The following is a 25,731-nucleotide window of genomic DNA, read 5'->3' on the forward strand; positions in this document are numbered from 1 at the left end:
AGATTCCTTCTTTTAAATACTTCTGTAATTTTACCATTGGTTTATTGGAGCATATAGACCAATTTACCGTCGTTTCTTTTTTTCAATAGATTCAATTGTTTCTCCATACAAATATCATCTGGAACCATGGAATAGGTTGAAAACAATAAATAACTGGCATGCAAATTAAAATCCTGTTACACTTGATAAGTTAAACATTTTAGGAAGAAGGTGAGAAGATGCTACAAGCACTTATCATTTTCATTGCCCAACTTTTATTTGTTCCAGTTTTAACTATGAGGACAATAATGATGGTCAAGGGAATGAAGGAAAAAGCTGCTGCTATGGGAATGCTCGAAGGAGTCATTTACGTTGTAGCCCTTGGGATTGTCTTTAGTGATTTATCGAATTACTTAAATATGGCTGCCTATGCGCTTGGTTTTGGTGTAGGGGTATATATAGGTCAAATTATTGAACAAAAGCTGGCAATTGGCTTTGTGTCGATCGAAGTAAATATTATGAATAAGAACGAAGAATTGATTACTCACTTGAGGAATGAAGGGTTCAGTGTTTCCACATCCGAAGTCGAAGGAATGAATAACGCACGCAGGTATCGCCTAGACTGTACGGCTAGACGTGATCGTGAACCTGAATTTATTCAAATTGTTAGTAACTATGAACCTAGTGCTTTTATCGTATCCTATGAACCTCGTAACTTTAAAGGCGGATACATTACGAAAGCTATGAAGAAAAATAAAAAGAGTGTCCCAAAGGTCTAGTAATCTATGGGACACTCTTTTTTGTTCTGAATCTTGGTATATAAATGATTATTCTTTAACAAAATAATTAACGGAGGTGTTTTATGGAAAGTACAACTTTAATTTACATAATTTTTATACCTGATCTTTTAATTGGATTGCTTGTTGGCATGCAAGTAAATAGAAATGATGATAACAAAATTGTGTGGCGAACACTCAACAGAGGTCAGGAGGTTTCAATAAAAATTGCAAACAATACATTACTGACACTATTGATTCTAACTGCTATCGGGATCTTTTCGGCGCTTATTTATACTATTGCTAAAAAAAGATACACATGACAAACACAATGGTACCCCAACCCCATTTATCCCCTTGCAGAGTGAATTTCCACTTACTTTGAAACCCCTGTCACTATCACTTAGGGTTTCCTTGATTTGTTAAGTACTCCCCTCCTTTTAATTTTTCCAACTTCTAATTGGTACCCTTTACTAATAAAAATGCACCTGATGGGATGCGTGCACAGAACTTTCTCAAAAAAGAAATGTGCAATTGTCCCTTACACATTATTCCTGCACTCATATACTACATTACATCGTTTTATTGGAGGTGTTTGTGTAATGGGTGGATTTGCCGGAGGCTTTGCCTTGATTGTCGTGTTATTTATCCTTCTCATCGTAGCTGGTGCTGGAGGATTTGCAACACCAGGATACTAAACACCTTTTGAAACGATTAGTAAGAAGGAGGTGTTATTATGGGTTACGGATTCGGTGGATTCGGTGGCGGCATATGCGGCGGCGGCTGTGGATATACAGCACCAGTTGCAGCTGCACCAGTAGGAGTAAGCCCTTTTGTGCTAATCGTCGTTTTATTTATCCTTCTCATCATCGTTGGAGCAGCAATTTGCTAAAGGATAAAAAAATAGATATGTCCCAATTCTTTTGGGGCATATCTTTTCAAAGATTATTGCCATGAATTTTAAACTGCTAATACAAAGATATTGTTTCTTTTAAAATATCTTATAAAATTTGTTGTATCAGTCTCTGCCCCCTTATTGCCTCCACTTATCTCTTGGGTTCCAGCCCCCTTTCAGTACCAATTTTCCATTTTCAAAATCAGCGCCAATGGTTGCATCTTTATTAAGTTTCCATTGATAGGTCTCATATGTGACTCCGTTCTCTGTTGTTTCTCCAAGAAGATCTCCTTCAAATCCAATAATTTGATCGATTTCTTCGATCGACATGCCGACCTTCATTTGCTCATATTCTTCGTCACCGTATCCCACTATTTTCGTTTCAATCTCTTCCTGAGCAGGTTCGCTCTCTGAATCGTCCTCAGCTGAGCACCCGATAAGAAATAACGAAATCGCTAGAAACGTAATACACATTATCTTTTTCATTTATGGTCCCCTTGGTCATTCATTCGTTTTGCAAATAATTTTATTTTTACTCATTATAAACAGCCACTATTTAAACTGATGACAGCTATTTATTTAAGATTATTTTTGCAGGAGTAACCTACCCCTGTTTATTTGACCATTGTCATCCGCCGTCTATACAGGTTTTTGCTGAACTGCCAACCCTAGAGTTTAATTCAATTAAAAGTAAACTTAAAAGAGTTTGGTCTTTAACCAATTTTTCTAATGATTGTTTATTTATTGGGATTTTAAACTTTATGAAAATATATGCCGTAGCTTTCCAAACTTTAACAATACCTTCTGGTGACATATTTGATTGTATAATCATGTCTATTCCCCTTTTTTTAGTTAACTCCTTAGAAAATTGTTAAAAAGCACGTCCAATTGCTAATTTCAGTGGGGGCGAGTTCAAGTTTTCTTGTTTATAGAAGTACCCATTCTATATAGGAAATCTGACATGTGTCTAGTAAACTATTCTTTTACTTGATAAATACAAGAATTAACCTATAACACACCTTCAGGATTAACTATCCTTTGTTTCCTTCTGTTCCTTTAATTCTTTTACTTCAGCCAGAATAAGCTTGGTGCAGTAAACCATGAGTCCACTAAGTAAAATCATGCCCATATAAATCGGATGTAAGTGAGTTTCAGCTGCTCCACCCCACGGGAATAAAATTTGGTAAACTACTGGTAAAATCCAAAAGTTAAGGATATAGAAGCCCACTGTTGTTCCAATTATCATTTTCATCTGATCACCTCTTATATCAATTTTAGCAGAAAATTAAATTGATTAGCTTGAAGATTGAACATTTTCAAAGGAAAATGCTAAAGTTCTGGATTAATTACATAAAAAAAAGGCCTCGTTCGGCCCATCTAATAGATCTGTTTGCAGAAATAGCCCTCATTCATTTCTGATATTTGGACAGTTTCGATGCAACTGATTGGGTCTGCTTCACGGGTCCTTTGGCTTTTAGGCTGGATGCCCAGGAAACTTTTGACTCGTACTTTTGAGTATGTTCCTTGTTGACTAGCATTTGTAAACGGTCTCTGTTTTTAATAAGAGTGTCTTCAAGAGTTTGCAGCCGTCTGGATGGAAAAGATAGGCCAGCAAGGATCGTGGTTATAGTAGGATCAGATTCTGTGATGTAAGTTCCTTCAAATAATTCTACAGGCTCTCCAACACGTTCAAAAATGGATGGTACATTAATCAGCTTTGTCACATTTTCTGGTCCTTGATAAATTTGGCCGGCTCGGATTACTCCAGTTGATTCAACAGGACAAAAGATCGAGTTGGACCATGACTGATGGATTTTCGCTGAGACATCTGCTGTCGTTTTTGCATCTGTGACTGTTGCAGATGAAATAATTGTGACTCCTCGGGTGTTAAGGATATTCATAAGATCCATCTCATCAAAGTTACCATACAAAGAGCTTTTTTGTGTTACTTGCAAAACTTTGTTAATCGCTTCCATAACTTTGTGATTTGACGCCAGATAGATCTGCTGTTTGCTGGATTGAGGGTTAAGCTTGCGCATCTGATCATTGTCCACTAAAAAAACAGAAGAAATAGCCTCTATTTTAGATATCTCTTCAACGCACTCTGCCGTGTTAATCCTGTTACCTGCCAATACATTCCGCTCTGGTACAATTGCAATGGCTCCTATATTCAGCCCAGGAAGCTGATCGATTAAAATCTCAATTAATAATGGGCTCATGCCTGACCCAGTTCCTCCATCCGTTGAGAAAGCCACCAACAGCAGCCTAATATTTTTAAAGGACTGCTTTACAAAGTCGACAATTTCACGGTAATTTTCATGTACCGCTCTTAATCCTATTTTCCGGTCCTGGCCCGCCCCATTGTATCCAGGAACAAAATATCTTTTATCCACCTTTGTATTGACTAATCCATCACGCTGGTTCGTATTGATAAGTGCAGTTTGAAAGCCCAGCGTTGACGCAATCTCCGCTATATTGCCACCTGCCTGACCCACGCCCAAGATTCCGATCGGTTTCACCTAAATCCCTCCTTATCTTATTAAATAATACTCACCAAATCCAGAATTAGACGTAATCCCCCTAAAAAGGACAAGGGTGACACTCCAGGTGACAGGCACCACCCAGAGAATTACCAAATAAACACCCGTCCTATGGACGAGTGTTATTTATACGCTATTTGTCATTTCTGGTGGGAAGTTTGGATCTAAATAGAACTCGGATTCGGCCTGATTGGAAGTAGATCCCCTCATCGCTCACATAACTAATCTTTTCCAAACCTACACTTGGGATAATCAATTCGGCCCGTTTATCCTTGTAATATGCCTTGTTAAAGCAAATCTCAAATTAGTTTGATTTTTTCACATTTTAATTCTTATATATTCCAGTGAACTCTTTTTGTTAGCCAGCTTAACCTCCTTATGTTTTCGGAGTTCCTTGATGGAAGGTCATTTGCCAGCTGCCATGGTTTAATTTCCATATCGAACTTCGCAGCGACCGGTTCCCATCAATATGTCTTAGTGTTTGATAAGTTGCTAAAACAATATCTGCTGATAACACTTTTATCTTAAAATCCGTTACCGTGTATTGTATGGAATGATTAGCAGACTTCATTGCTTTGACTGCATTAAGCTCCATTTGTTTATCGAAGGATCTGCCAGAGCTTCCGAATTCTAAGAAATCCTCCGTAAGCAGCTCTTCCATTTCCTCGTATACGTATCTCATCAATCTCATTTCAAGATTAAAAATATGTGCCTCAAGTGCTGAATGCTCCAACAGACTCTCTCCCCCCATATATCCTCTATCACCTTATTCTTCAAAACTCGCTGGTATCCTTCTTCCCACACCTATCTGAAACTTCCATTATCATAAAGCTATCTGCCAGGTTACTTTCAGTTACTTCCAGTTAATTCCAGGTGACAATTCCAGGTGACAGGCACCACCCAGGAAATTGGCAATTCCCTACACAAGAATAACAATTTTGCCATGTTTCTAATGTTGTTTGTGATAAAATTATAATAGAAATGGGGAATTTGATGAATAAACGTAACTTTGTAGCTCTTTTTACGATCCTGACGCTTTTCCTTTTGGCAGGATGTGCACAGGAGTCTGCCGAACCTACAAATAAAAAAATTGAATCAACTGAAATAGAAGAGGCAAACACCATCTCCAAATCTGAAGAACCAAAAAAAGCCGATTCTCCAGCCAATAAAGACGAGGATCAAGCTAGTGCTTCTAATGAAGTTTCTGGCAGCTTATCTGAACTTAACGTACATTTCATCGATGTCGGGCAAGCCGATTCCACCCTCCTCCAATATTCTCATGATGGTGATGACTTTACCATTCTTATCGATGCAGGTAACTGGAACAGAAACGATGTTGTGAATTATCTTAACGCGCAAAATGTTTCACAAATTGATATTGTCATAGGCACCCACCCTGATGCAGACCACATTGGGCAGCTTGATAAAGTGCTAAACACATTTGACGTTGGTGAAGTGTGGCTGTCAGGTAATACGAGCAACTCGCAAACATTTCAAAGACTTTTAGCTGCAATCGATTCTAGTGGAGCAGATTATTATGAACCTAGAATGGGAGATGAGTTCGAAGTTGGCCCACTGGCAATTGAAATTTTGTACCCACAAACTATATCGGAAAATGATAATGGAGAGTCAATTTCTTTAAAATTAACCTATGGAGATACAAGATTCCTATTTACTGGTGATGCAAGCAAGACTGACGAACTGAACATGCTCCAGAACGGAATTGATATACAGGCGGACATCCTTCAACTGGGACATCACGGCTCCTCTACATCAACTCATACAAGATTTCTAAGTGAAGTAAATCCATCCACTGCGATTTACAGTGCTGGTTCAGAAAACAGTTATGGCCACCCTCATGAGGAAGTTGTCGATCTTGTTCAAGCAGCTGGTGTTCAGCTTTACGGAACCGATGTACATGGCACTGTGATCGTTTCAACAAATGGCAAAGACTATACCTTACTAACTAATAAGGACGGGACCATCTCTCCTTCTAGCAGCAATGAACCAACTGCCAGTAAGGAAGCTACAAGCAGCCCACCCGTCATGCCTACCGGAAACTGCATTGACGTTAATTCTTCCACCTTCAAGCAAGTGCAAGAAATCGTCCATATTGGTCCGGCACGAGCTGAAGATTTAATAAACTTAAGACCTTATAATTCAGTTGATGATCTGTCAAAAATAAACGGAATTGGTCCAGCAAGAATTGAAGATATTAAATCGCAAGGACTCGCTTGCATTGGAGGCTAAACACATGAAAGGTTATCTAGACAGAATTGAAGATAATAAATTTGCAGTGATACTAGTCGAAGACATAAAAAAAGAGTTTATAATACCAAAAGAAGAATTGCCTGAAGGAAGTGCCGAAAAGTCATACTTTAACCTCACTATCCAGAATGATCAGATTACCTTTATTAAATTAGATGAACACGCGACTGGTACTGAACAGAACAAAACAGATAAGTTGATGTCAAAGCTTCGTTCTAAGAGCAATGGAAGCAAATTTAAGAAGAAATAAATCCTGAAAAAAAGCAGTTGGATTCTCTCGACGAATACAACTGCCTTTTTTCACTCTAGCCATCCTAAACTCTCAAGAAGAAGATAGATTCCTGTGAAACTCAAAAGGATATATATCATAATTTTAAAGATTTTCTGATTAAGCTGTTTAAACAAAATTTGACCAATGAATAATCCGAGAAATAAAGTGGGAATAGCATAAAAACTTGATTCCCACACTAATTTGTTTGTTCCAGTAAAAATGATTTGAGTTAATAAACTAATAAAATAAATAAACAAATAAAATGCTAAAGTGGTTGCTCGCAGTCGTCCTTTCTCCGTATCTGTCCCTGTAAAATAGAGCAGTAACGGAGGTCCTGGCATGCCAATGCTTGTGGTTAAAAGTCCGGAAATTCCTCCAGCTGTAATGTCCCTGAAAGGTGTCGGCTTTAACTTTACATTGAATAGCAGCAAACCCGTTAACAATAACAGAAGAATACTTACAGCAAATTTAAACATGTCAATATTAATAGTAATAAAGATTAAAATGCCAAAAGGCACACCAACTAAACTTCCGATAGTAAATCTTTTTAACAATATAAAATCAATATCCTTTTTTATCTTTAAAATGAGTGATGCTGAGATCACTAGAGATAAAATGATATTTATTTGAATAGCATCATACGCCTCAAATAACAGCAGCAGAAAAGGTGTTGCCATAATTGAAAATCCAAATCCAGTACTAGTTTGCAGGACCGAAGCCACTAATATAATGCCTATAAAAATTAACTCAGTCTCCAATACGGAATCTCCTTTTTATAAAACTGGTATTCTCTCTATGAGATCCCAATCGCCAGCTGAAACACCTTCCAATAGTTCTCTCCTTTGAAACATTATTTCTTTAATGGCATGAATGATTCTGGATTTAATTCTTCACTTTCGATCACAAGAGCCGTTAAGCCTGAGTCTGTTTTCGTTTCATGCCATTGGTCTTTTCCCCAGAATACCGCATCACCTGCCTTAACCTTAAAGCACTCTTCCCCTTCACCTCGATCATACCCTTCTCCAGTAGTTATTAATAGAAGTTGAGGTATCGGAGCCTGGTGGTATCCGATCAAACTGCTTTCTTCTAAATACATGTACCCTATATGTGTTTTCTTTTCCGTTTGCATAATCCGAGACATGCTAAAATTCGAATTATATCTTGTAATCTTTTTCCCAAGTTTTTCATTGAATTGATATAACTCCATTACTACCTCCAAAGCATTTTGATCTATATTATGTTTCTATAGAATCATGAATTTTCCTTTATTATTTATCCTTGCACTGTTGGACTTGGTTGTTGATATTCATTAAAGTAGACCGACTTTCAAGCGAGCGGTTCGAGTTCCCTTCGTCGCTTGCTCCTCCATGGTCTCTCCCTTCAATCACTTTCACAACAGGACATTGATTTGCCAACCTCAAGTAACGCACGCACGAGAAAAATTTTTGAGGAGTCTCTCACCCTTACGCTCTAAAGAGAACAATGTAGAACCAACATTGATCTTTAAAATAAATTCACTTATCATGCTGAACTCAGCTATAATTAAGTATGTTTTTTTAAAATGATCTTAAGGAGTAATACATCTTGTCTTTAAAACAAATTACCACCCAATATGACCCATGGGAAGCCTATCTCGATATTGAACAATATAATAAGCCTCAGCTTACGAATATCGAATTAACCACCACCACGCTTTGTAATATGCGCTGTGAGCATTGTGCAGTAGGATACACTCTTCGACCAAAGGATCCTGAAGCACTTCCACTAGAGTTGCTGTTACATAGGCTTGAAGAAATTCCGACGCTTCGTTCACTAAGCATCACCGGCGGAGAACCAATGCTTTCTCTATCATCTGTAAAAAATTATTTGGTCCCGATTTTAAGGTATGCTCATGAACGCGGTGTCCGAACTCAAATTAATTCGAATTTAACACTCGATCTTGGTCGTTATGAGATGATAATGCCTTACTTAGATGTCTTGCATATCTCACACAACTGGGGAACAATTGATGACTTTGTTGAGGGCGGATTTGCCCGTATGGACAAAAAGCCAGATTATAAGCAGCGGGCGAAGTATTTTGACAAAATGATAGAAAACAGCCGTGAACTAGTTAAGTCCGGAGTAATGGTATCTGCGGAAACCATGCTTAACAAACGGACGTTGCCTTACTTAGATAAAATTCATAAGCAGATTATAAATGAAATGCTTTGTCAGCGGCATGAGATCCATCCTATGTATCCAAGTGACTTCGCAAGCAATCTTGAGGTATTATCCCTCGAAGAAATCAGGCAAGCCATTAACTATTTACTTACTATTCGCAATGAAAATGTCTGGATGTTATTTGGTACCCTGCCTTTCTATGCATGCAGTAGTTCCCCTGAGGAGTTAGATCTTTTAAAACGCATTTATAATAGCAAAAATGTAACTGTTCGAAATGATCCTGATGGCCGTTCCCGGTTAAATGTTAATATATTTAACGGCGAAATAATTGTGACCGATTTTGGGGATACCCCGCCGCTTGGGAATATTCAAACTTCAAATCTGCAAGATGCCTACCAAAAGTGGCAAGCTTCAGAGATAGCCAAAGAATTAAACTGTCATTGCCCAGCAGTTTCTTGCCTAGGCCCCAATATTTTAGTTAAAGACAGTTATTATCAAAATATTGATTTTAGTAAACGCAAAAACAATATTAGCAAATATTAAAACAGCAGGAAATCCCGCTTACAATATTATATAGAATAAAGCACATAAACACCTAAATTATACCAGGTGACAGGCACCATCCATAATATGGAATACCAGTTGCTTAAGAAAGTTTATATTTATTGCGTTTGGAAGAAATCAGCTATTGAGTTAAATTGCGTTATCCTATATAATTTGTTATAATAAGTCGTTTTCAACAATATCGAGGGGGAACTTTTTTTGTCAATCGAAGTAGGCAGCAAAGTACAAGGTAAAGTAACAGGCATCACAAATTTCGGAGCGTTCGTACAATTACCCGGTGGAGCAACTGGGCTTGTGCATATTAGTGAGGTAGCGGATAGCTACGTCAAAGATGTTAATGACCATCTTAAAGTAGGCGACGAAATAGAAGTAAAAGTAATCAACGAAAAAGATGGAAAGATTGCATTGTCCATCAAGAAAGCTATCGATAAACCTGAAGGGCAAACCTCGACATATACTAAACGCCCGCCACGCCAAGGACGAGATGACTTCCGTTCAAAAGGCGGTAATTTCAAACCGAAGGAAAACTTCGAAGATAAAATGCTGAAGTTTTTAAAATCCAGTGAAGAGAACTTAACTTCCCTTAAACGCAACACCGAAACAAAACGGGGCGGAAGAGGCGGAAGACGCGGATAATATCCCAAAAAGGCAAGTCCATAAAAATGGACTTGCCTTTTTTTATTACATTTTTATGAGTGAATGTTAGCTGCCTTTGTTAAATGCTCAGCTAACAGCCTGTTCACTTCTGATGGCTTTTCTAAGGCTACAGAGTGGCCTGCTCCGTTAACTACTTCGCAAACACCGTTTTTTACCGTCTTTGCAATGTTTTCAGATTGCTGAATTGTATAAGCGTGATCCTCAGCTCCGGCAATTGCCATAACCGGAATTTCCACACCATTTAGTTCTTCAAGTACACTTTTTCGATGTACCACTTGGTAGGCAGCATCGCCAATCGTCTGATCCAGTCCTGCCATGTGTTCCTGCCAGAAGGTTCTCTCTTCTGCAAAATTAGGATCAGTAAGTGACGTATCACCAAACATGATATACATCATAGTATCAAGAATAGGTTTACCACCGTACTGCTGCAGCTGTTCGACAACTGGCTGAAATTCTGCTTTTTTGTACTCTTCTTCCGCCGAGCTACCTAAAACTGTGCAGGAAATCAGCAAGTCTGGACGCCGTGCTGCAAGCCGCAAAGCTATAAAACCGCCCATTGAATTACCAGCGAAGTGACAGCGGCCTAACTCAAGGGCTTCAATTAAAGCTGCAGCATCCTCAGTTAACGTATCCATATCCAAGTTTTCAAGAGAGTCTCTAGCACTCTGACCTTGGCCTCTCTGGTCATAACAAATGACTCTAAATTCTCCTGCAAAATGTTTTATCTGATTAAAGAACATCCGAGAAGTAAAAAAGAGCGAATGACTGAACACAATAGCTGGAGCGTCCTTGGGACCGTAATCCTCATAATAAATCTGGGTACCGTTTACCTCAATCGTTGGCAAAAAATTACCTCCTTTACTAGATTCTTATTTTGGAAACGTTTTCTATTCAATACTCATTATAAAAACTAAATTGATCGTAAGTCAAATAATAGTCTGAACATTCCAACTATTAAACCGAACTACTGCCTTAATTCTTCCTTTCTTAACATTCATTGTTGCAAAAACGAATTCCAATTATTTTTATGAGGTCCATATTTATCGATTCATATAATTCATTGCCAGGTGACAAACACCACACTGAAGTTCCCACTTCCCAAGTATTATTTTTAATATAAACCTGCACAGTGAAACTCTTAGGTTGTCAGTACGTATATAAACTATTACTTATTAGGAGGAAATGAGATGTTCAAAAAGATCATTAAGAAGCTTTTAAATGAAACGACAAAAAAAAGACGCTACAGCTCAAGCGACAGACGCTATTCCAGTAAACACAAAGGATATGGCCATAAACACTATAAAGGAAAACGCCGCAGCAGAAGCAGCTTTTTCAGCAGCTAAATCCATTCTTGTGCGGAAGGGAGGGGATTCAATAATGAAATCGTTAATGCTTGGCGTTTCTGATGCTTTTGATCTGAAGTTAACTAAAGCAGATATGATAGATGGTCGTTACCTGATCGAAGAGTATCTTGGCTGCGGCAGTTATGGGAGAAGCTACCTCGTTTTTGATCAAGTTAAAGGTCGCAGGGCTGTTCTTAAAATGCTGCGGCTTCATAAGCGTCTATCAAGGAAGAGCACCGAGCATTTCAGGCAGGAATCTTACTGGCTGACCGAATTGGATCACCCCGCCCTTCCCTGCTTTTATGAAAGAGGAACTTTTAAAAAAGCACCCTTTTTTACGATGGAATATGTAAATGGAAAAACCTTTGAGCAGCTTATCTTTGAGGAGGGAATGGTTTTCTCTGAGAAAACAGCTTTTAAAACCGCAATCAAGTTAAACGATATTATTGGCTATCTTCACAGCAAAAATCTCGTCCATAGAGATATTAGAATTCCGAACGTCATGGTTGAAGGACCTGAATTAAAGCTGATTGATTTTGGACTGGCCAGAAGGCTTGGCAGCAATAAATCTAATAAGAAAGTTAAGAATCCATTTAGAGAACAGTCTGTCCGAAGTGATTTTTATGGACTCGGTCATTTTCTTTTGTTTTTGCTTTACTCTTCCTATGAGCCCGAAACCGACCAAGAACAAACCTGGGAGGAGGAGCTGACTCTTACATTAGATGCCCGGAGAATCATTAGAAAACTCCTCCAAATAGATGAACCGTATGATGACTGGAGAGATATACAAAAGGATTTTATGAGGGTGACTGTCTAGTCCAGCTAATCTGAACATCAAAAAACGAATAACTGACCACCGGAACTATTCTCGTATAAAATAAAAAACACCTTCTGCTAAGAAAGTGCTTCTTATGGTTTTACTATATTCACAAGCTATACCAAACTAGTAGGACCAAGGCATATAACATAAAGCGCCTACACGACTGCTCAGAGCTGCTTCCTTCTAAGCTTATAACTGGGTTTTATTTAAGTCCGCGAGCTTCGTTAAAGCTTGCTGCACATCGCTGATGGTTACGATTGAAGTTAAATCCTTATGTGTCTCTACTGCTTTCTGCGCCATCTCAGGTCTAATTCCAGTACAAATAGGAGAAATGCCGAGCAGTTTCATTACCGAATTAATTTTAAAGAGAAATTCAATAACAACCTCATCAATATTGTAAATTCCGGAGAAATCCACGATTAAGTAGTTAAGATTCTTTCCAATTACTTTTTGCGGCATCACCTCTAACAGCTGCCTTGCCCGATCTTCATCAATTTCTCCAATCAAGGGTAAAACAGCTACGCCCTCACTAACAGGTACCACGGGAGTCCCTACTTCATTCATGACCCTTTTCAGTTCTCTTTCGGCAGTTTTCTGTGCAGTTATATCCAATAGGATTGACTGTATCGCCTTTTTATTTCCATAGATTACTGGATGACAGTATAACTCTACATCACAAACGGTACCGTCGAGCCTATGGACAATCGTTTCAACCATCTCTCCAGCCAAATTTTCTTCTGTTCCTCTACGGATTCTTTCTATAATGTATTCTCTGTATTCTTCAGTAAAAACCTCTACAATATTAGCACCGATAATTTCACTTTTGGATCCTTTTAAAAAATCTGCCCCTGCTTGATTTATATATAAAACCTTATGGTCGGAGTGAATGACAGTAGTCTGGAATGAGTATTCCACAATTTGCCGATACATGTTCTCTTTTTCAAATTCAGTTAATGAGTCACCAGGCCTATGTTCCACTTTCGCTCTCCCCCTTTTCTTGATAAACCCTATGTTACTCCTATGAATAAACAATATCAAACGATACAGTTATTGGTATCAGAGGATAGTTGCTGTTTACTTAACTTCATGAAATTCCTAAGAGGACTTTACGATCCGATAAACTCTATGAGAGTTAATATGTTATTCACAATTAATATAGAAGAAAACGGTCTCTCATGGTAAAATTTAACTATAAAGTTATTCTTAATTAAGGAGGAACTTTTATGCAATCCTGCATTAAACCCAAATGGACGTGGTTTAGTTTATTTGTTACTTTAGTGATTTTTTCTAATTATCTCGTTTACCATCTAGACATCGTTCAGCCTTATCCAAAGGAAATGGTTTTTGGCTCCCTGTTTGATTTTATTATCGTCATTCCCCTTATTACCTACTTTTTCATTATTAAAAATCGCTATTCAGTGAAATATTTACTAGCTGTCATGATTGCAGGTTATGGAGCGGCTATACTGATTATTCCTGAAGGCTTGCTTTCTTCCTATTCCTACTTAAAATACATCCTGTTTGCCGGCGAGGGTGCGTTTTTATTGCTTGAGCTGTTTATCGTTTATAAACTGGTTACAAAGCTACCCGCCATAATAAAAACCTTCCACACAAGCGTAACGGATATCCAAGCCTTTCCCTACCGTTTAGAAAATGCTTTTTCTAATTTCTTAAAACCTTCACGTTTATTGGAGATACTTTCATCAGATATCACGATGTTTCACTACAGTTTATTCTCTTGGAGAAAGAAACCTTTCACTTCGTTGAATGGCTCTCAGGTATATAGTTTTCATAAAAGATCGGGAGCAATCGCTTTTTACGTGATGATTGTTCACGCGCTCGTATTGGAGTCCATCGGATTTCACTTTCTGCTGCATTCCTGGAACCCTGTTGCTGCCTTTATCGCCCTGTTTTTAAATATTTACTCCCTTCTCTTTTTGTTAGCTGAAATACAAGCGATACGTCTTTGTCCTTTTATCATCACCGACAAACACTTATACTTGCAGATAGGTATTACAAAAAGGCTGGTCGTTCCTCTTAACGTAATAAAAACTGTCCATTCATATCAAGGTCCCGAAACTTTATCTAAGGAAGAACAAAAACATGTCCTTGATGCAGTCCTTGCTGATTTTGTAAAAGAAAAGCCGGCTATTGAAATAGAGTTTTTTAGACCCCAGCAGGCTAATTTGATTTATGGATTTAAAAAACAAGTGATGAAGGTACAACTCCGGCCGGATGATCCACAGAGATTCGCTTCAGGTCTGCAAGAAAAACTTACGGAGAGACATGGCTTATAGGTTAAGAACATGTTGAGATAGGCGGTTGCTAGGTGCTGGCTTTGGTAGGAGGAACAGAAATTGGTAATTTATTGGTTGGTGCCTGTCACCTTCATATGCAGAACTTTTAAAAAATTAGGGATAATGATAAAGGTGTGCTATACTGTGGTTACCATTTTCTTTATTGATTCATTTTCCCCGTTCTTACGCAGAGCGGGGTTTTTTATTGCCTTCTTATAGAGCCGAAAAAAGTCATAAAAAAAAAGACTCTGCAAGAGAGTCTTTTTTGGTGTGTTTAGGTTAATTATGCTTTTTGAACGTTAGTAGCTTGGGGTCCGCGTTGACCTTGTTCTACTTCAAACGTTACTTCTTGACCTTCGTCTAATGACTTGAAGCCTTCGCTTTGGATAGCTGAGAAGTGAACGAATACATCGTCTCCGCCTTCGCGCTCGATGAATCCGAATCCTTTTTCTGCGTTAAACCATTTCACTTTACCTTGTTCCATTTGTGTTATCCTCCTCGTGTGCTATGCACACATTTTGGTACTATCCTTGTTAAATCTTCAAGTCGAAAGTTTTTGATCACTTTACCAATCCTTGCCGAACAAACAAAAATAATTCTTTTTAAGAATAACAGACAAATTAAATAAATGCAAGCCGTAAATGGAAATTGGTGACAGAATTTCTTCATTCCCTTATATTTCAAATATTTTTTTTAGAAAGGTAAATACTAATCATAGTATTAATTGTTCAGGAGGTAGACCTAATGAAGGAACACAATATAAAATTAACATCAGCAGAATTGGGAAGTTTATGGGCATCCTATATGGCCGAAAGTGCCGCGCTTCCGCTCCTCAAATATTTTAACCGTATTGTCAAAGATCTTGAAATTAAATCTATAGTAGAATACGCATTAGATAAATCTGCTGAACACTTAACAACACTTTCCGGTGTTTTTTCAGATGAAAAATTTGATACACCGATCGGTTTTTCTGATGAAGATGTTGATATAAAAGCACCTAGGCTATACTCCGATACTTATATGCTCTATTTCCTGCGAAACTTAGGTAAAAACGGAATCTCTGCCAACGGGATGGCCTTATCCATGTCAGCAAGAAAAGATATTAAAGATTTATATAACCATTTTTTAAATGAATCTGTAAGAATCGAAAATGAAACCACGGAGATCATGCTTTCAAAGGGTGTTTACATCCGTCCGCCTTATATGGATTCTTATCATGCAGATATTGTGGAGAATGCAGGGTTCTTGAGGGGATGGTTTGGGGAAAGAAGGCCTCTAACTGCTGCTGAGATTACTCATATCTTCTTGAATTTTACTAATAATTCCTTTGGGAAGGCCTTATTGACTGGGTTTGCTCAGACAGCAAAGTCAGAAGAACTGCGGAACTATTTTGTAAGAGGAATTGAACTATCACGTACTATCATGGACTCCTTTCACCGCATTTTGGAAGAATGTTCACTTCCTTCTCCAGAGTCATGGGATGCTGGGATCAGTGAGTCGACAACAGCTCCTTTTTCAGATAAGCTGATGCTCTTTTACACTGTTGAGTTAAATGCGATTGGCATAGGCAATATAGGAGGCTCACTCGCGTTAAGCATGAGGCGTGATCTATCAGCTAAATACATCAAAATGATAAAAGACATCGGACTCTACGCCGAAGACGGAGCCAATCTGCTAATAAAAAACAACTGGTTCGAACGCCCGCCCCAAGCCATCGACCGAGAATACCTAACAAAAAGGTGACAGGCACGTTCCATTTAATTTCCATTAGCGTTTTTTTTAAAGCCCGTGATTGTATTCACGGGCTTTTAGCCAATCAAGCCGCAGTAGGATTCTCTGTATTCACGGCCTGTTTTCCAGGAAAAGGATGGTGCCTGTCACCTGTTGCTAAGGTTATTAAGTAGTTTAAAGAGGACAGATTCTATTTCTTTAATATTTTTATTTTGGTTAACCCAATCATTTGGATTTTGAACATAGCTGCCCGGGGCAATTTCAGGTCCAAACATTTCTGAAAGCTTATTTATGCTATCTTCAGTAAACTCCGGATGGAATTGAACTCCAATAACTCGTTCTCCAAAAGAAAACGCTTGGTTTAGGCATCCTTTTGTTGAAGCTAGTCGGAGAGCACCTTTAGGCAGATCAAAGGTGTCTCCGTGGAAAATAAAAGAAAAAAAAGTGTTAGGAATACCATTAAAAAAAGGTGAATTTCTGGCCTCCTTCGTCAATTCTATCGGCCACCAGCCAATTTCCTGGTGACTGTGGGGGTACACCTTACTTCCTAATACATCCGCTAATAGCTGTGCTCCTAAACAAATTCCTAACACCCATTTATTATGGTCTATTGCCTCTTTTACAAATTTCTTCTCAGCAACCAGCCACGAGAATTCATTTTCCTCATAAGATCCCATTCTTCCGCCTAATATTATTAAAAGATCAAATTCATTTAGATGAGGAAACATTTCGTTTCCATAGGCCCGGGTCAGTGAAATCGAGTGACTCTTTTTAGAGGCCCATTTTCCGATTAAACCTAACTCTGCAAGTGGATCATTTTGAATATAGTGTATTTTCATTCGTCCTATCTCCCACCGATAAACTGCTTTCGTTTTGGATATTGACTAAAACCTGGATGAAAAGAGATTTCTCTCCCATTCGCTTACATAACGTGAATACTTATCCCATTCGTTCCTTTTAATTTTAATGAATTCTTCCCAGATACTCCTGCCAATCGTTTGTGCAAGAACCGAATCTGTTGAAAGACAATCAATTGCTTCATCTAAACTTCTTGGAATTAAACTAATAGAACGTTCGTTAAGTTTTAACTCACTTGCAGTGCTAACGTCAAAATCGACAGGCTCACCTGGTTCAATATGGTTCTGAATACCCCTAAGACCCGCTGCTACCAAGCATGCTGCAAGTAAATATGGGTTACATGTACCATCCGCCCCCCTGTACTCAAATCTCCTTGCCCTTCTTTTCTCAGGAATTCTTATTAAAACGGACCGATTTCCAGAACCGTAACAGACGTGAGCAGGAGCCCAAGACCCCGGTTGAAGTCTTTTATATGAGTTTATACTTGGAGCTCCAATTGCAATGAGTGAAGATCCATGCTTTAAAAGCCCTCCGATAAAATGGTAAGCCTTCTCTGACATATCAAGCCCTCGTTGATCAGTGGTATCCTCAAATAAATTCTCTCCAGCCTCATCGTACAAACTTATATGAACATGGAGGCCACTTCCTGAAAGGTTTTGAAAAGGTTTCGGCATAAGTGTACCTACCAGACCTTTATCCCGAGAGATCTGCTTAAATAAATGCATAAAAGTTACCTGATCATCTGCTGCCTTAAGGGCATTGGTATATTTCAAATTGATTTCAAGCTGTCCTGGTCCATATTCACTGGATATTTGCTCAGTACTGACGCCCATTGCCTCTAATGAATAAACAAATTCTTGAACAAAATCTTCTTGAATATCTGTGCCATCAATTGAAAAGCAATGGCTTTTATCAGCAGGAACTAAATTTCCATCTACATCCTTAAGTAAGTACGCCTCCTGCTCAAATGCCATATTCATTTTGCCTCCAAGAAGGCTTTCTACTTCCTCGAGTAGCCGTTTAAGAGCATTTCGCGGACATCCATGCCATGGTTCTCCATTAATGTCTACTAAGTCACATAACATTCTAGCGGTATTTTTCCTATACGGGAGGATGGCAAATGTTGCTGGGTCAGGAACAGCGAAAAAATCACCGTCGTTCGGTCCATATGATGGATTTGGTATATATTCGTCAAAAACATCAAAACTCATAATAGCTGTACTGAAATTAATCCCTTTTTCCATAGCGGCTGGTAATTGTGAAGGACGAATTGTCCTTCCACGTGTAACGCCTGCATAATCGAGAAATTCCATCCTAATAAATTCCACTTTCTCTTCATCCACAGTTTTAAGCACACTAGATTTTGTAAACATGGTTGTGACACTCCTTCTGCAGTCGGTTTAAAACAGTATAAGTTAGTAAGTTAACCCCTATGGGAATAATAGAGTCATCAAAATTAAATTGTGGGTGGTGTAGGTCATACGTTGTTTGCTCTCCCTGGGCAGTTCCAAGCCTGAAATAGGTGCTTGGAACTTTTTCTGCAAAGGCACCGAAATCATCTGCTCCCATAGAAGGTTCCTTTAGCTGAACAACAGATTCCCTTCCGAAAAGCTCCACTGAACTCTTTTCAATAGCCTTGGTTACCCACTCAGAATTAATTACAGGCGAATGACTCTCTTTATAATGGACTTGCGCTTTCCCTCCGAATGACTGTGTTATATTTTGAACGATATTTATCAATTGAGCCTTAATCCGTTCTCTAGTTTCATATGTAACAGCCCGGGTTGTTCCCTCAAGCGTTACACGTTCTGCCACAACATTGTTGGCTGTTCCCCCAGCTATCTTCCCTATATGAATAACGACAGGTTCAACAGGGTTGTTAAATTTCGTTACTATCGCTGGAATCGCTTGAAGAACTTGAGCACTTATTGCAATAGCGTCAATTGCCTGATGCGGTCTGGCACTATGCCCACCCATTCCCTCAATTTCAATTATAAAATCATCACAGGAGGCAGTTATGGCCCCGTATCTAATCCCGATTGTTCCGTGTGGCAGATGGGGCCATAAATGAAGGGCCAACATCGCGTCTAAATTGGGATTATCTAAAACTCCTTGCTCGATCAGTTTCGCAGCTGCACCGTCTGCTTCTTCCCCCGGCTGGAAAATACACCGCACTCGCCCATTCAAATTTTTTCTTTGATTATAAAGCTGGTACACTGTTCCGAGTAATATTGCCGTATGTCCATCATGGCCGCACCCATGCATAATTCCTGGATGGCAAGAAGCAAATGGGAGCCCAGTTTTTTCTTGGATCGGCAGTGCATCGATGTCTGCTCTAATCCCTATATGAGGTCCACTCCCCATTTCTCCTATAATATCTACGACAATTCCTGTCTCACAAATTCGATTAAAAGGAATCCCCCATTCACTCAAACATTTACCAATATATTCTGACGTTTTGAATTCCTCAAAAGAAAGTTCAGGATATTTATGAAGATGTTTTCGTATCTCAAGGAGTTTTGCTTTCAGCTCACTCTTTACTTGGATTTCTATTGGGTTGATTAAACTCAAAGAACAATGCCTCCTTTTTAAAGTAATGAATTATATTACAGTTGTGTATCTTTACCGGATGACTGCGAAATTTCCTTATTCCTATTAAATATTCTGAATAGAACGTAAAGACCGATCATCCATATTGCACCTCTAACAAGAGTCATTGGAGAGCCTACAAAAGTACCATAGAATACTATTCCAATACCAATTAATCCTAATATTGGAAAAAGCGGATAAAGAGGCTGATTCCATGGCAGGCTTAGGACTTCCTGAAGATTGTTTTTTCGATAGAGAATCCCAGCAATCAATGCTAAAGTCCAGGATACTAGCCAAGCAAGCACAAGTTGTGTAGAAAGCTCTACATATAAGAAATCAGGATTTACTGATCCCAAGATCACTAATCCAACTGAGATAGCCCAAACAGTGATAATTCCGTACACTGGAGTACCAGTTTTAGGATGGATATATCCCAAGAAGGCAGGCAAATAACCACTTCTGGCTTGAGCATAAAGAATACGGGAAGCAGCATATAATGTTCCCATTAGAATACAAGTAGCGGCCGCTATCCAAGCTGTCATATTCATTACATAAGCTCCAGCAATTCCAAAGATTATTCCAGCTGCCTCAGTGAAAGGTGAACTATCCATCGTAATTTGATCCCATGGAATGAGACCTTGCAAAACAATTTGTGCAGCTGAATATAAAATTAAAAATGTTACACTTGACCAAATCAACGCCTTTGGCAAGTCCTTTGGATTTTTAACTTCACCTCCGGCAGTTGCTAATGTAACTGCTCCTAAATAAGCATAAGTGCCCAGTGGGACAGCAGCCCAAAACCCATCAATCCCGTGTGGTAAAAAAGGTGTAAAATTATTAAAGTCAATATCTTTAAATCCGATTATTGAGAAAAGTGCCATCACAAGAGTCATGATAACAACCAATAATAGCTGAGTTTTAGCTGTTATTTCTGCTCCAAGTATATTTAATAAGGCAAAAATAGAAATGAAGATTACTGCAAACAATACTGGCCAAAAATCTCCCTCTAGACCTGGAAAGAACCACATCGTTATTGATCCCAATGCAAGACCAACACTCCCGCCTGCGATTACCCATCCTGCAGCAAAAGTGAAACCGGCCAAGAAGCCCCACCATCTACCCATGAAACGTTCCACCCATAAAGACATTGCCCCAGCACTAGGCATACCTACGGCTAACTCCGCGAGTGCAACCATTAAAAATAACTGAGAAAGCCCTGCTACTCCATAGGCCAAAATCGCACCAGGTCCAGCGATAGCAATTCCCTGTCCCATTAGCAGGAAGATCCCATCTCCAATAACAGCTCCAACTCCTAATGCCCAAATGTGCCAATAACCTAGCTTTCTCTGAGGCTCAAGCCCTAACTGGTTAACTTTACTCATACCTTCTCCCCCTCTATAAATGTTCCTGATAAACATTTTCAAAATTGCGATAAAGTGCCATTTCTCCAATAGCACGTGCCATCTCTAAATCCATATATTCTGATTTAACCCAGGAACTTAGAACATCTTCAAAACATTCCTTGAATAAGTGCACACCAAGCCAGTTCATTTCTGGCATAGTAAAAGCATCTGATCCATACATTACCTTATCAAATGGCGCAAATTCGTAGACTTGAGACAAGATTCGCTTGACCCCATGCCCACTAAAAGGGTTTTGTAATGAAATATCCATATATACATTTGGCAGTATGCTGACTATGAAGGCTGCTTCTTCCACCCACGGATATCCTCCATGTACAAGGTGAACCTTAGTGTCTTGGTATTTTTTATCCCGAAGCATATCCAACAAGAAACTAGGACTAGCTTTCGGAAGGACCACTTCCCCATCTCCAATACCAGTATGAATATGCATCACTTTGTTTGCTGTTGTGCATTCCTCCATCGCTATATGCAGACAATAATCTCTCAGCATCTTCACTTTTGATCTATCATCCACTTTAAATTCCTCGTACTGCATAGAAGCACCTTGGTTATCCATTGGCATAATATCCAGCCCGCTTCGATAGGCAATAATGGATTTTAGCCCTACCACTCCTTCTCTTTTTAGAGCAAGCTTGAGATCTAATCGGTATTGATCTATGAACTCACCAAAGTTTTCGGATTCTTTGGCCAAACGAATCATTACTGGCTCGATACGATAAATCTCCCAAATCCTCGCACCACATAATTCCGCATATTCCTGTTTTTTCAGCATGGGTGTTGGATAACCAAAATCAGCCACTACTCCTGTTAAATTTGCATCCTGAAAAAGGTTTTTTGTGTACTTTTGAAAATCCTTAGCTCTCTCGTTTCGATGTTCAACTACAGCTTCAAGGCTTGGTTTGCATGATAAATACTTTGCTAAACGCTGAATTAGGATTTGGACCCACATATTGCTCCCTGGATAGGGTTGGTTGTTTACCAGCCTGTAGTTGGCGGGAATTTTATTTGGAATCACTGCGAGAGATAGTTTTTTCACGAACTCTTCCTGGGTGTATGGTTCAGGATTAGCTACGTATGGATGAGCATGGACATCAATAGCTTGGCAGTCTTGTAATGAAACCTTCATTTTACCCCTCCTTTTTGTTTTTTTTACAAGATGCAAAAAACGTGCCAAGTATTCAGAATTTGCCCACTGTTAAAAAAACCCTTCATTTCTAACAATTTAGGGATGAAAATATGGTTGTGAACATCACATCTTAGACAAAAATTTTTCGCTAGCAAATTTTTTTTCGTATTAAATTTGTCATATTACTTGTAGTTTTGGAAAAGAAAAACTATTATTCTTAATATAAATAAAACTTTTTGAATATTATGAATCGGTACTGAAAAAATATTTGCTTCATATAAATTAATTTTAGGCGGTGATTGTTATTCAAACGCTATCAGAACTTCCCTTAATAAAAATATGGAACTACTCCTTTGACTCTATGATTCTTATAGATGAGGGAGGAGCTATTCTCTCGCTTAACCGCCCTGCCACTCGACTATTTTTAGGAAGCCCTCAAGGACTAATAGGTTCCCCCATTTATGAATTCATTCCTTCGGAGGACTTTAATAAAAGCCTTCAGAAAAAGGATATAACAGGGATATCCATTTCAATAGGAACAAAGCAGCTTATCGGAAATATTTCTTTTTTTGAAACCGAAAACTTTAAGGGATATTACTTGCTCATACTTAAAGACATCACACAAACCCAGCAGCTGAATCTACAAATTCAAGAAATGAATAAAACTAGGCAATTATATGACGTAATCCTTGATCAGGTTAATGATGGAATATGTGTTATCGATGAACATGGATTTATCCTTTTTTATAATCGGACCGCCGGTGAATTAGACACATTGGAACCAGATGCTGTTAAAAACAAGAGAGCACAAGACATTTGGAACTTAGAAGAGAATACTAGTACACTGCTGACCTCCTTAAAAACAGGGCGCACACTTAATCACCGGGAAACCCACTTCTCATCAAATGGTCAGGCTATTACTGTTTTGGCTCGAACCACTCCTTTATTCCTAGGGGGACATAAAGCTGGCGCTATAGAAATTTCTAGGAATATCAGCAAGGAAAAGAAGCTGACAGAAACCATTATGGATCTTCAAAAGCAAAGTAAAAACGACTCCCTTCCTACCTCTGCCATTTCCTCGGTAAAAAATAATACGAGGTTCCGGTTTGAAAATATCATTTTTTCTAGCAGAGAAATGGGCCATACCGTTGAACAAGCCCGCCGTTCAGCGAGGTCTAGTTCGAACATTTTAATTTCAGGTGAGACTGGAACAGGTAAGGAGTTATTTGCTCAAAGCATTCATAATGAAAGTCCTAGAAAAAATAAACCGTTTATCGCCCAAAATTGTGCTGCTCTTCCTGAATCATTACTGGAAAGTCTCCTATTTGGAACTACTTCGGGGAGCTTCACAGGGGCCGTTGATCGACCGGGGCTGTTTGAGCAGGCACATGGGGGAACGCTTTTGCTCGATGAAATTAATTCAATGAGCACAAACCTTCAGGCAAAATTATTACGTGTACTGCAAGAAAGGACTATTCAAAGACTTGGTTCATCAAAACTAATAGAGAATGATGTCAGAGTAATTGCTACAACAAACGAGGAACCTCTTAACGCAATTTCCAATGGTCGACTTCGGGAAGATTTATTTTATCGCTTAGGCGTCGTAAACTTGGTGATCCCTCCACTTAGATATCGTAAAGATGATATTCGCGTATTGGTCGACCATTTTATTGCCAAACATGCTAAAGCCTTGGATGTAAATGTACACGGACTAGAAAAGGATGTTTATCAATTTTTTATGAACTATCATTGGCCTGGAAATGTCCGTCAACTGGAACATATTATAGAAGGATGCTTAAACCTTGTTTATGAGGAAGAAGAGATTAGCTATGATCACCTCCCTTCAATGCTGAAAAATAATATAGTACAACAGGAATTGATAGCGGATGACTTACGATCAACGAAGCAAACAGGTACCTTACCCGAGGAATTAGAGAAACTCGAGCGCAAGATGATCACCCAAACATTAAAGAATACTTTTGGTAATATTACTAAAGCCGGTGAGGAGCTTGGGATCTCTAGACAGAATCTCAATTATAAAATCAAAAAACTCCAAATCTATTAAGGGGGAAATGATTTGTCATCAAAATTTCTGCAAACAGAAGATGAAGTAATTGCCAATGCTTTAAAGATTCGGTTTTATCCTATTTCAGTTAAATCTGCTTATGGAACACAAATTAAGGATGAGAATGGAAAGGATTATCTAGATTTAACAGCAGGATGGGCTGTGGCGGGAATTGGTTATGGCCATCCAAAGGTTAGTAATAGGATTAAGGAGCAGTATGATTCTTTATCATTTACTTCACAGTTATCTGCCCCTGAGCCAACATTAGTGTCCCTTGCGAAGAAACTTATTGAGGTAACCCCTGGTCAATTTCAGAAAAAGGTATGGTTCGGTCATTCAGGTTCGGATGCAAATGACTGTATTGCTAAACTAGTTCCACTTGAAAAGAATCGGGCCAGAATGATTTCTTTTATGGGTTCCTATCATGGTCAGACAATGGGATCGCTTTCTTTATCAGGTCACCCTGCCCAATCCAAATTTATTGGCAGTGGTAACGTGATCAAAATTCCTTATCCTAATCCATATCGTCCCCCTTTTGGAGAAACAACAAATCTAACTGATCAGGTCATTCAATTTTTAGAACAAGAAGTTTTTAAAACTATATGCCCAGCGGAGGATACTGCAGGCATTTTGGTCGAGGGAATACAAAGTGATGGGGGGCTCATTGTTCCCCCTGATGATTTTTTTCCACGTCTTCAAAAAACATGCAAACAAAATAATATTAGCCTAATATTCGATGAAGTTAAAGTTGGCTTGGGAAGGACTGGTGAATGGTTTTCGTTTGACCACTATAATGTTGTGCCTGACGCGGTTGTATTAAGTAAGTCACTTGGAGGCGGATTACCGATAAGTGCTGTTGTAGCCAGACAAGAGATTCTTGATGTTGGAACAGGTATTCATATGTTTACTGCAAGTGGAAATCCAGTTAGCGCTTCAGCATCGTTGGAAACTCTTAATATTATTGAAGAAGAAAATCTAATAGAGAATTCAAAAGTAAATGGAGATTATTTCATTTCTCTTTTAAAGGAACTGCAAAAAAAATATGAGCTGATTGGTGACGTAAGGGGCAAAGGTTTAGCTATAGGAGTAGAACTTGTAACAGATAGGATTTCTAAAACCCCTGCTGCCAGACAGACTGCGGCTGTCTGTTATCGCTGTTTTGAGCTGGGCCTGCTGGTCTTTTATGTTGGTATTCACAGCAACGTTATAGAGATTACACCCCCGCTTATTATTACTAAACAAGAAATTGATTTGGCAATTTCGATCCTTGACCAAGCTTTTTCAGATCTTCAAGATAAAAAGATAAATATGGACCTCGTTGATAAATATGCTGGGTGGTAACAGAACTATACAATTCCTATTTTTTCA

The 25,731-nt window shown here is 38.8% G+C and carries 28 protein-coding genes; 13 read left to right on the top strand and 15 right to left on the bottom strand.

Annotated elements, in window-relative coordinates:
• Positions 1-218: 218 nt before the first annotated feature.
• From HRJ06_RS12640 to HRJ06_RS12655, 4 genes are all read left to right on the top strand, one after another.
• Positions 219-758 carry a DUF2179 domain-containing protein gene (locus HRJ06_RS12640; RefSeq protein WP_174733289.1) on the top strand — a complete coding sequence of 180 codons (540 nt, stop codon included), beginning with the start codon at positions 219-221 and terminating at the stop codon, positions 756-758.
• Positions 759-841: 83 nt separating this feature from the next.
• Entirely contained in the window at positions 842-1,078 is a 237-nt protein-coding gene (locus HRJ06_RS12645; RefSeq protein WP_174733290.1) for a hypothetical protein, read from the top strand.
• A gap of 279 nt (positions 1,079-1,357) precedes the next feature.
• Positions 1,358-1,453 carry a YjcZ family sporulation protein gene (locus tag HRJ06_RS12650; protein WP_174733291.1) on the top strand — a complete coding sequence of 32 codons (96 nt, stop codon included), beginning with the start codon at positions 1,358-1,360 and terminating at the stop codon, positions 1,451-1,453.
• Between the two features lie 38 nt (positions 1,454-1,491).
• Positions 1,492-1,647: a YjcZ family sporulation protein gene (locus tag HRJ06_RS12655; RefSeq protein ID WP_174733292.1), complete on the top strand. Its 156-nt coding sequence runs from the start codon at positions 1,492-1,494 to the stop codon at positions 1,645-1,647.
• A gap of 141 nt (positions 1,648-1,788) precedes the next feature.
• On the opposite strand, the gene HRJ06_RS12660 is transcribed toward HRJ06_RS12655, so the two are convergent.
• From HRJ06_RS12660 to HRJ06_RS12680, 5 genes are all read right to left on the bottom strand, one after another.
• Positions 1,789-2,136 carry a hypothetical protein gene (locus HRJ06_RS12660; protein ID WP_174733293.1) on the bottom strand — a complete coding sequence of 116 codons (348 nt, stop codon included), beginning with the start codon at positions 2,134-2,136 and terminating at the stop codon, positions 1,789-1,791.
• A gap of 142 nt (positions 2,137-2,278) precedes the next feature.
• Entirely contained in the window at positions 2,279-2,482 is a 204-nt protein-coding gene (locus HRJ06_RS12665) for a hypothetical protein (RefSeq protein ID WP_174733294.1), read from the bottom strand.
• 195 nt (positions 2,483-2,677) lie between these two features.
• A complete protein-coding gene (locus HRJ06_RS12670) occupies positions 2,678-2,902 on the bottom strand; it encodes a hypothetical protein (RefSeq protein ID WP_174733295.1) in 225 nt (74 codons plus the stop codon).
• Positions 2,903-3,059: 157 nt separating this feature from the next.
• Positions 3,060-4,169 carry an FtsZ/tubulin family protein gene (locus tag HRJ06_RS12675; protein ID WP_174733296.1) on the bottom strand — a complete coding sequence of 370 codons (1,110 nt, stop codon included), beginning with the start codon at positions 4,167-4,169 and terminating at the stop codon, positions 3,060-3,062.
• A gap of 397 nt (positions 4,170-4,566) precedes the next feature.
• Positions 4,567-4,923 (bottom strand): nuclear transport factor 2 family protein, encoded by a 357-nt coding sequence (locus HRJ06_RS12680; RefSeq protein WP_242035231.1) that lies wholly within the window; start codon positions 4,921-4,923, stop codon positions 4,567-4,569.
• Positions 4,924-5,183: 260 nt separating this feature from the next.
• Between HRJ06_RS12680 and HRJ06_RS12685 the strand changes: the two genes are divergently transcribed.
• Together HRJ06_RS12685 and HRJ06_RS12690 are read left to right on the top strand one after the other, a co-directional pair.
• Positions 5,184-6,440, top strand: a complete 1,257-nt coding sequence (locus HRJ06_RS12685) for an MBL fold metallo-hydrolase (RefSeq protein WP_174733298.1) — start codon at positions 5,184-5,186, stop codon at positions 6,438-6,440.
• A gap of 4 nt (positions 6,441-6,444) precedes the next feature.
• Complete coding sequence (locus HRJ06_RS12690) at positions 6,445-6,708, top strand: DUF3006 domain-containing protein (protein WP_174733299.1); 264 nt, start codon at positions 6,445-6,447, stop codon at positions 6,706-6,708.
• 50 nt (positions 6,709-6,758) lie between these two features.
• On the opposite strand, the gene HRJ06_RS12695 is transcribed toward HRJ06_RS12690, so the two are convergent.
• Both HRJ06_RS12695 and HRJ06_RS12700 read right to left on the bottom strand, forming a co-directional pair.
• On the bottom strand, positions 6,759-7,487 hold the full coding sequence (locus HRJ06_RS12695) for a sulfite exporter TauE/SafE family protein (RefSeq protein WP_174733300.1): 729 nt from the start codon (positions 7,485-7,487) through the stop codon (positions 6,759-6,761).
• Positions 7,488-7,579: 92 nt separating this feature from the next.
• Complete coding sequence (locus HRJ06_RS12700; RefSeq protein WP_174733301.1) at positions 7,580-7,936, bottom strand: cupin domain-containing protein; 357 nt, start codon at positions 7,934-7,936, stop codon at positions 7,580-7,582.
• 377 nt (positions 7,937-8,313) lie between these two features.
• On the opposite strand from HRJ06_RS12700, the gene yfkAB reads away from it, so the two are divergent.
• Positions 8,314-9,432, top strand: a complete 1,119-nt coding sequence (gene yfkAB, locus HRJ06_RS12705; RefSeq protein WP_197969948.1) for a radical SAM/CxCxxxxC motif protein YfkAB — start codon at positions 8,314-8,316, stop codon at positions 9,430-9,432.
• Between the two features lie 219 nt (positions 9,433-9,651).
• Positions 9,652-10,089, top strand: a complete 438-nt coding sequence (locus HRJ06_RS12710) for a S1 domain-containing RNA-binding protein (protein ID WP_174733302.1) — start codon at positions 9,652-9,654, stop codon at positions 10,087-10,089.
• Positions 10,090-10,142: 53 nt separating this feature from the next.
• On the opposite strand, the gene HRJ06_RS12715 is transcribed toward HRJ06_RS12710, so the two are convergent.
• Positions 10,143-10,955: an alpha/beta fold hydrolase gene (locus HRJ06_RS12715; protein ID WP_174733303.1), complete on the bottom strand. Its 813-nt coding sequence runs from the start codon at positions 10,953-10,955 to the stop codon at positions 10,143-10,145.
• Positions 10,956-11,547: 592 nt separating this feature from the next.
• On the opposite strand from HRJ06_RS12715, the gene HRJ06_RS12720 reads away from it, so the two are divergent.
• Positions 11,548-12,270, top strand: a complete 723-nt coding sequence (locus tag HRJ06_RS12720; RefSeq protein ID WP_242035238.1) for a serine/threonine protein kinase — start codon at positions 11,548-11,550, stop codon at positions 12,268-12,270.
• 192 nt (positions 12,271-12,462) lie between these two features.
• Here HRJ06_RS12720 and HRJ06_RS12725 read toward each other — a convergent pair whose 3' ends face one another.
• Entirely contained in the window at positions 12,463-13,251 is a 789-nt protein-coding gene (locus HRJ06_RS12725; protein ID WP_338421090.1) for a PAS domain S-box protein, read from the bottom strand.
• A gap of 245 nt (positions 13,252-13,496) precedes the next feature.
• On the opposite strand from HRJ06_RS12725, the gene HRJ06_RS12730 reads away from it, so the two are divergent.
• Complete coding sequence (locus tag HRJ06_RS12730; RefSeq protein WP_174733305.1) at positions 13,497-14,570, top strand: hypothetical protein; 1,074 nt, start codon at positions 13,497-13,499, stop codon at positions 14,568-14,570.
• Positions 14,571-14,853: 283 nt separating this feature from the next.
• Here HRJ06_RS12730 and HRJ06_RS12735 read toward each other — a convergent pair whose 3' ends face one another.
• Positions 14,854-15,054 (bottom strand): cold-shock protein, encoded by a 201-nt coding sequence (locus tag HRJ06_RS12735; protein WP_174733306.1) that lies wholly within the window; start codon positions 15,052-15,054, stop codon positions 14,854-14,856.
• Positions 15,055-15,314: 260 nt separating this feature from the next.
• Between HRJ06_RS12735 and HRJ06_RS12740 the strand changes: the two genes are divergently transcribed.
• Positions 15,315-16,313 carry a DUF3231 family protein gene (locus HRJ06_RS12740; protein WP_174733307.1) on the top strand — a complete coding sequence of 333 codons (999 nt, stop codon included), beginning with the start codon at positions 15,315-15,317 and terminating at the stop codon, positions 16,311-16,313.
• A 134-nt stretch (positions 16,314-16,447) separates the two neighbouring features.
• Here HRJ06_RS12740 and HRJ06_RS12745 read toward each other — a convergent pair whose 3' ends face one another.
• Genes HRJ06_RS12745 through HRJ06_RS12765 form a run of 5 tightly spaced genes read right to left on the bottom strand, consistent with a single transcriptional unit; the run spans position 16,448 to position 22,298 of the window.
• On the bottom strand, positions 16,448-17,140 hold the full coding sequence (locus HRJ06_RS12745) for a type 1 glutamine amidotransferase (protein WP_174733308.1): 693 nt from the start codon (positions 17,138-17,140) through the stop codon (positions 16,448-16,450).
• Positions 17,141-17,185: 45 nt separating this feature from the next.
• Positions 17,186-18,532, bottom strand: a complete 1,347-nt coding sequence (locus tag HRJ06_RS12750) for a glutamine synthetase family protein (RefSeq protein WP_174733309.1) — start codon at positions 18,530-18,532, stop codon at positions 17,186-17,188.
• Positions 18,516-19,730 (bottom strand): M20 metallopeptidase family protein, encoded by a 1,215-nt coding sequence (locus HRJ06_RS12755; protein ID WP_174733310.1) that lies wholly within the window; start codon positions 19,728-19,730, stop codon positions 18,516-18,518. The genes HRJ06_RS12750 and HRJ06_RS12755 overlap by 17 nt, the downstream gene beginning before the upstream one ends.
• Before the next feature lie 35 nt (positions 19,731-19,765).
• A complete protein-coding gene (locus HRJ06_RS12760; protein WP_174733311.1) occupies positions 19,766-21,130 on the bottom strand; it encodes an APC family permease in 1,365 nt (454 codons plus the stop codon).
• 13 nt (positions 21,131-21,143) lie between these two features.
• Positions 21,144-22,298: an amidohydrolase family protein gene (locus tag HRJ06_RS12765; protein ID WP_174733312.1), complete on the bottom strand. Its 1,155-nt coding sequence runs from the start codon at positions 22,296-22,298 to the stop codon at positions 21,144-21,146.
• A gap of 598 nt (positions 22,299-22,896) precedes the next feature.
• Here HRJ06_RS12765 and HRJ06_RS12770 point away from each other — a divergent pair.
• The gene (locus tag HRJ06_RS12770) at positions 22,897-24,363 is read left to right on the top strand and encodes a sigma-54 interaction domain-containing protein (protein WP_242035232.1); all 1,467 of its coding nucleotides are present in this window, start codon (positions 22,897-22,899) and stop codon (positions 24,361-24,363) included.
• A gap of 12 nt (positions 24,364-24,375) precedes the next feature.
• Entirely contained in the window at positions 24,376-25,704 is a 1,329-nt protein-coding gene (locus tag HRJ06_RS12775; protein ID WP_174733314.1) for an aspartate aminotransferase family protein, read from the top strand.
• The last annotated feature ends 27 nt before the right edge of the window (positions 25,705-25,731 follow it).

This window comes from Mesobacillus harenae (assembly GCF_013343715.1).
Classification (GTDB): Bacteria; Bacillota; Bacilli; order Bacillales; family Cytobacillaceae; genus Mesobacillus_A; species Mesobacillus_A harenae.

Excerpts from the sequence above, each read along its gene's own strand:
- HRJ06_RS12750 (WP_174733309.1), bottom strand. The coding sequence starts at position 18,532 with ATGTTTACAAAATCTAGTGTGCTTAAAACTGTGGATGAAGAGAAAGTG.
- HRJ06_RS12690 (WP_174733299.1), top strand. The coding sequence starts at position 6,445 with ATGAAAGGTTATCTAGACAGAATTGAAGATAATAAATTTGCAGTGATA.
- HRJ06_RS12735 (WP_174733306.1), bottom strand. The coding sequence starts at position 15,054 with ATGGAACAAGGTAAAGTGAAATGGTTTAACGCAGAAAAAGGATTCGGA.
- HRJ06_RS12745 (WP_174733308.1), bottom strand. The coding sequence starts at position 17,140 with ATGAAAATACACTATATTCAAAATGATCCACTTGCAGAGTTAGGTTTA.
- HRJ06_RS12720 (WP_242035238.1), top strand. The coding sequence starts at position 11,548 with ATGATAGATGGTCGTTACCTGATCGAAGAGTATCTTGGCTGCGGCAGT.
- HRJ06_RS12740 (WP_174733307.1), top strand. The coding sequence starts at position 15,315 with ATGAAGGAACACAATATAAAATTAACATCAGCAGAATTGGGAAGTTTA.
- HRJ06_RS12645 (WP_174733290.1), top strand. The coding sequence starts at position 842 with ATGGAAAGTACAACTTTAATTTACATAATTTTTATACCTGATCTTTTA.
- HRJ06_RS12730 (WP_174733305.1), top strand. The coding sequence starts at position 13,497 with ATGCAATCCTGCATTAAACCCAAATGGACGTGGTTTAGTTTATTTGTT.
- HRJ06_RS12765 (WP_174733312.1), bottom strand. The coding sequence starts at position 22,298 with ATGAAGGTTTCATTACAAGACTGCCAAGCTATTGATGTCCATGCTCAT.
- HRJ06_RS12650 (WP_174733291.1), top strand. The coding sequence starts at position 1,358 with ATGGGTGGATTTGCCGGAGGCTTTGCCTTGATTGTCGTGTTATTTATC.
- HRJ06_RS12760 (WP_174733311.1), bottom strand. The coding sequence starts at position 21,130 with ATGAGTAAAGTTAACCAGTTAGGGCTTGAGCCTCAGAGAAAGCTAGGT.
- HRJ06_RS12655 (WP_174733292.1), top strand. The coding sequence starts at position 1,492 with ATGGGTTACGGATTCGGTGGATTCGGTGGCGGCATATGCGGCGGCGGC.
- HRJ06_RS12665 (WP_174733294.1), bottom strand. The coding sequence starts at position 2,482 with ATGATTATACAATCAAATATGTCACCAGAAGGTATTGTTAAAGTTTGG.
- HRJ06_RS12670 (WP_174733295.1), bottom strand. The coding sequence starts at position 2,902 with ATGAAAATGATAATTGGAACAACAGTGGGCTTCTATATCCTTAACTTT.
- HRJ06_RS12685 (WP_174733298.1), top strand. The coding sequence starts at position 5,184 with ATGAATAAACGTAACTTTGTAGCTCTTTTTACGATCCTGACGCTTTTC.
- HRJ06_RS12700 (WP_174733301.1), bottom strand. The coding sequence starts at position 7,936 with ATGGAGTTATATCAATTCAATGAAAAACTTGGGAAAAAGATTACAAGA.
- HRJ06_RS12640 (WP_174733289.1), top strand. The coding sequence starts at position 219 with ATGCTACAAGCACTTATCATTTTCATTGCCCAACTTTTATTTGTTCCA.
- HRJ06_RS12660 (WP_174733293.1), bottom strand. The coding sequence starts at position 2,136 with ATGAAAAAGATAATGTGTATTACGTTTCTAGCGATTTCGTTATTTCTT.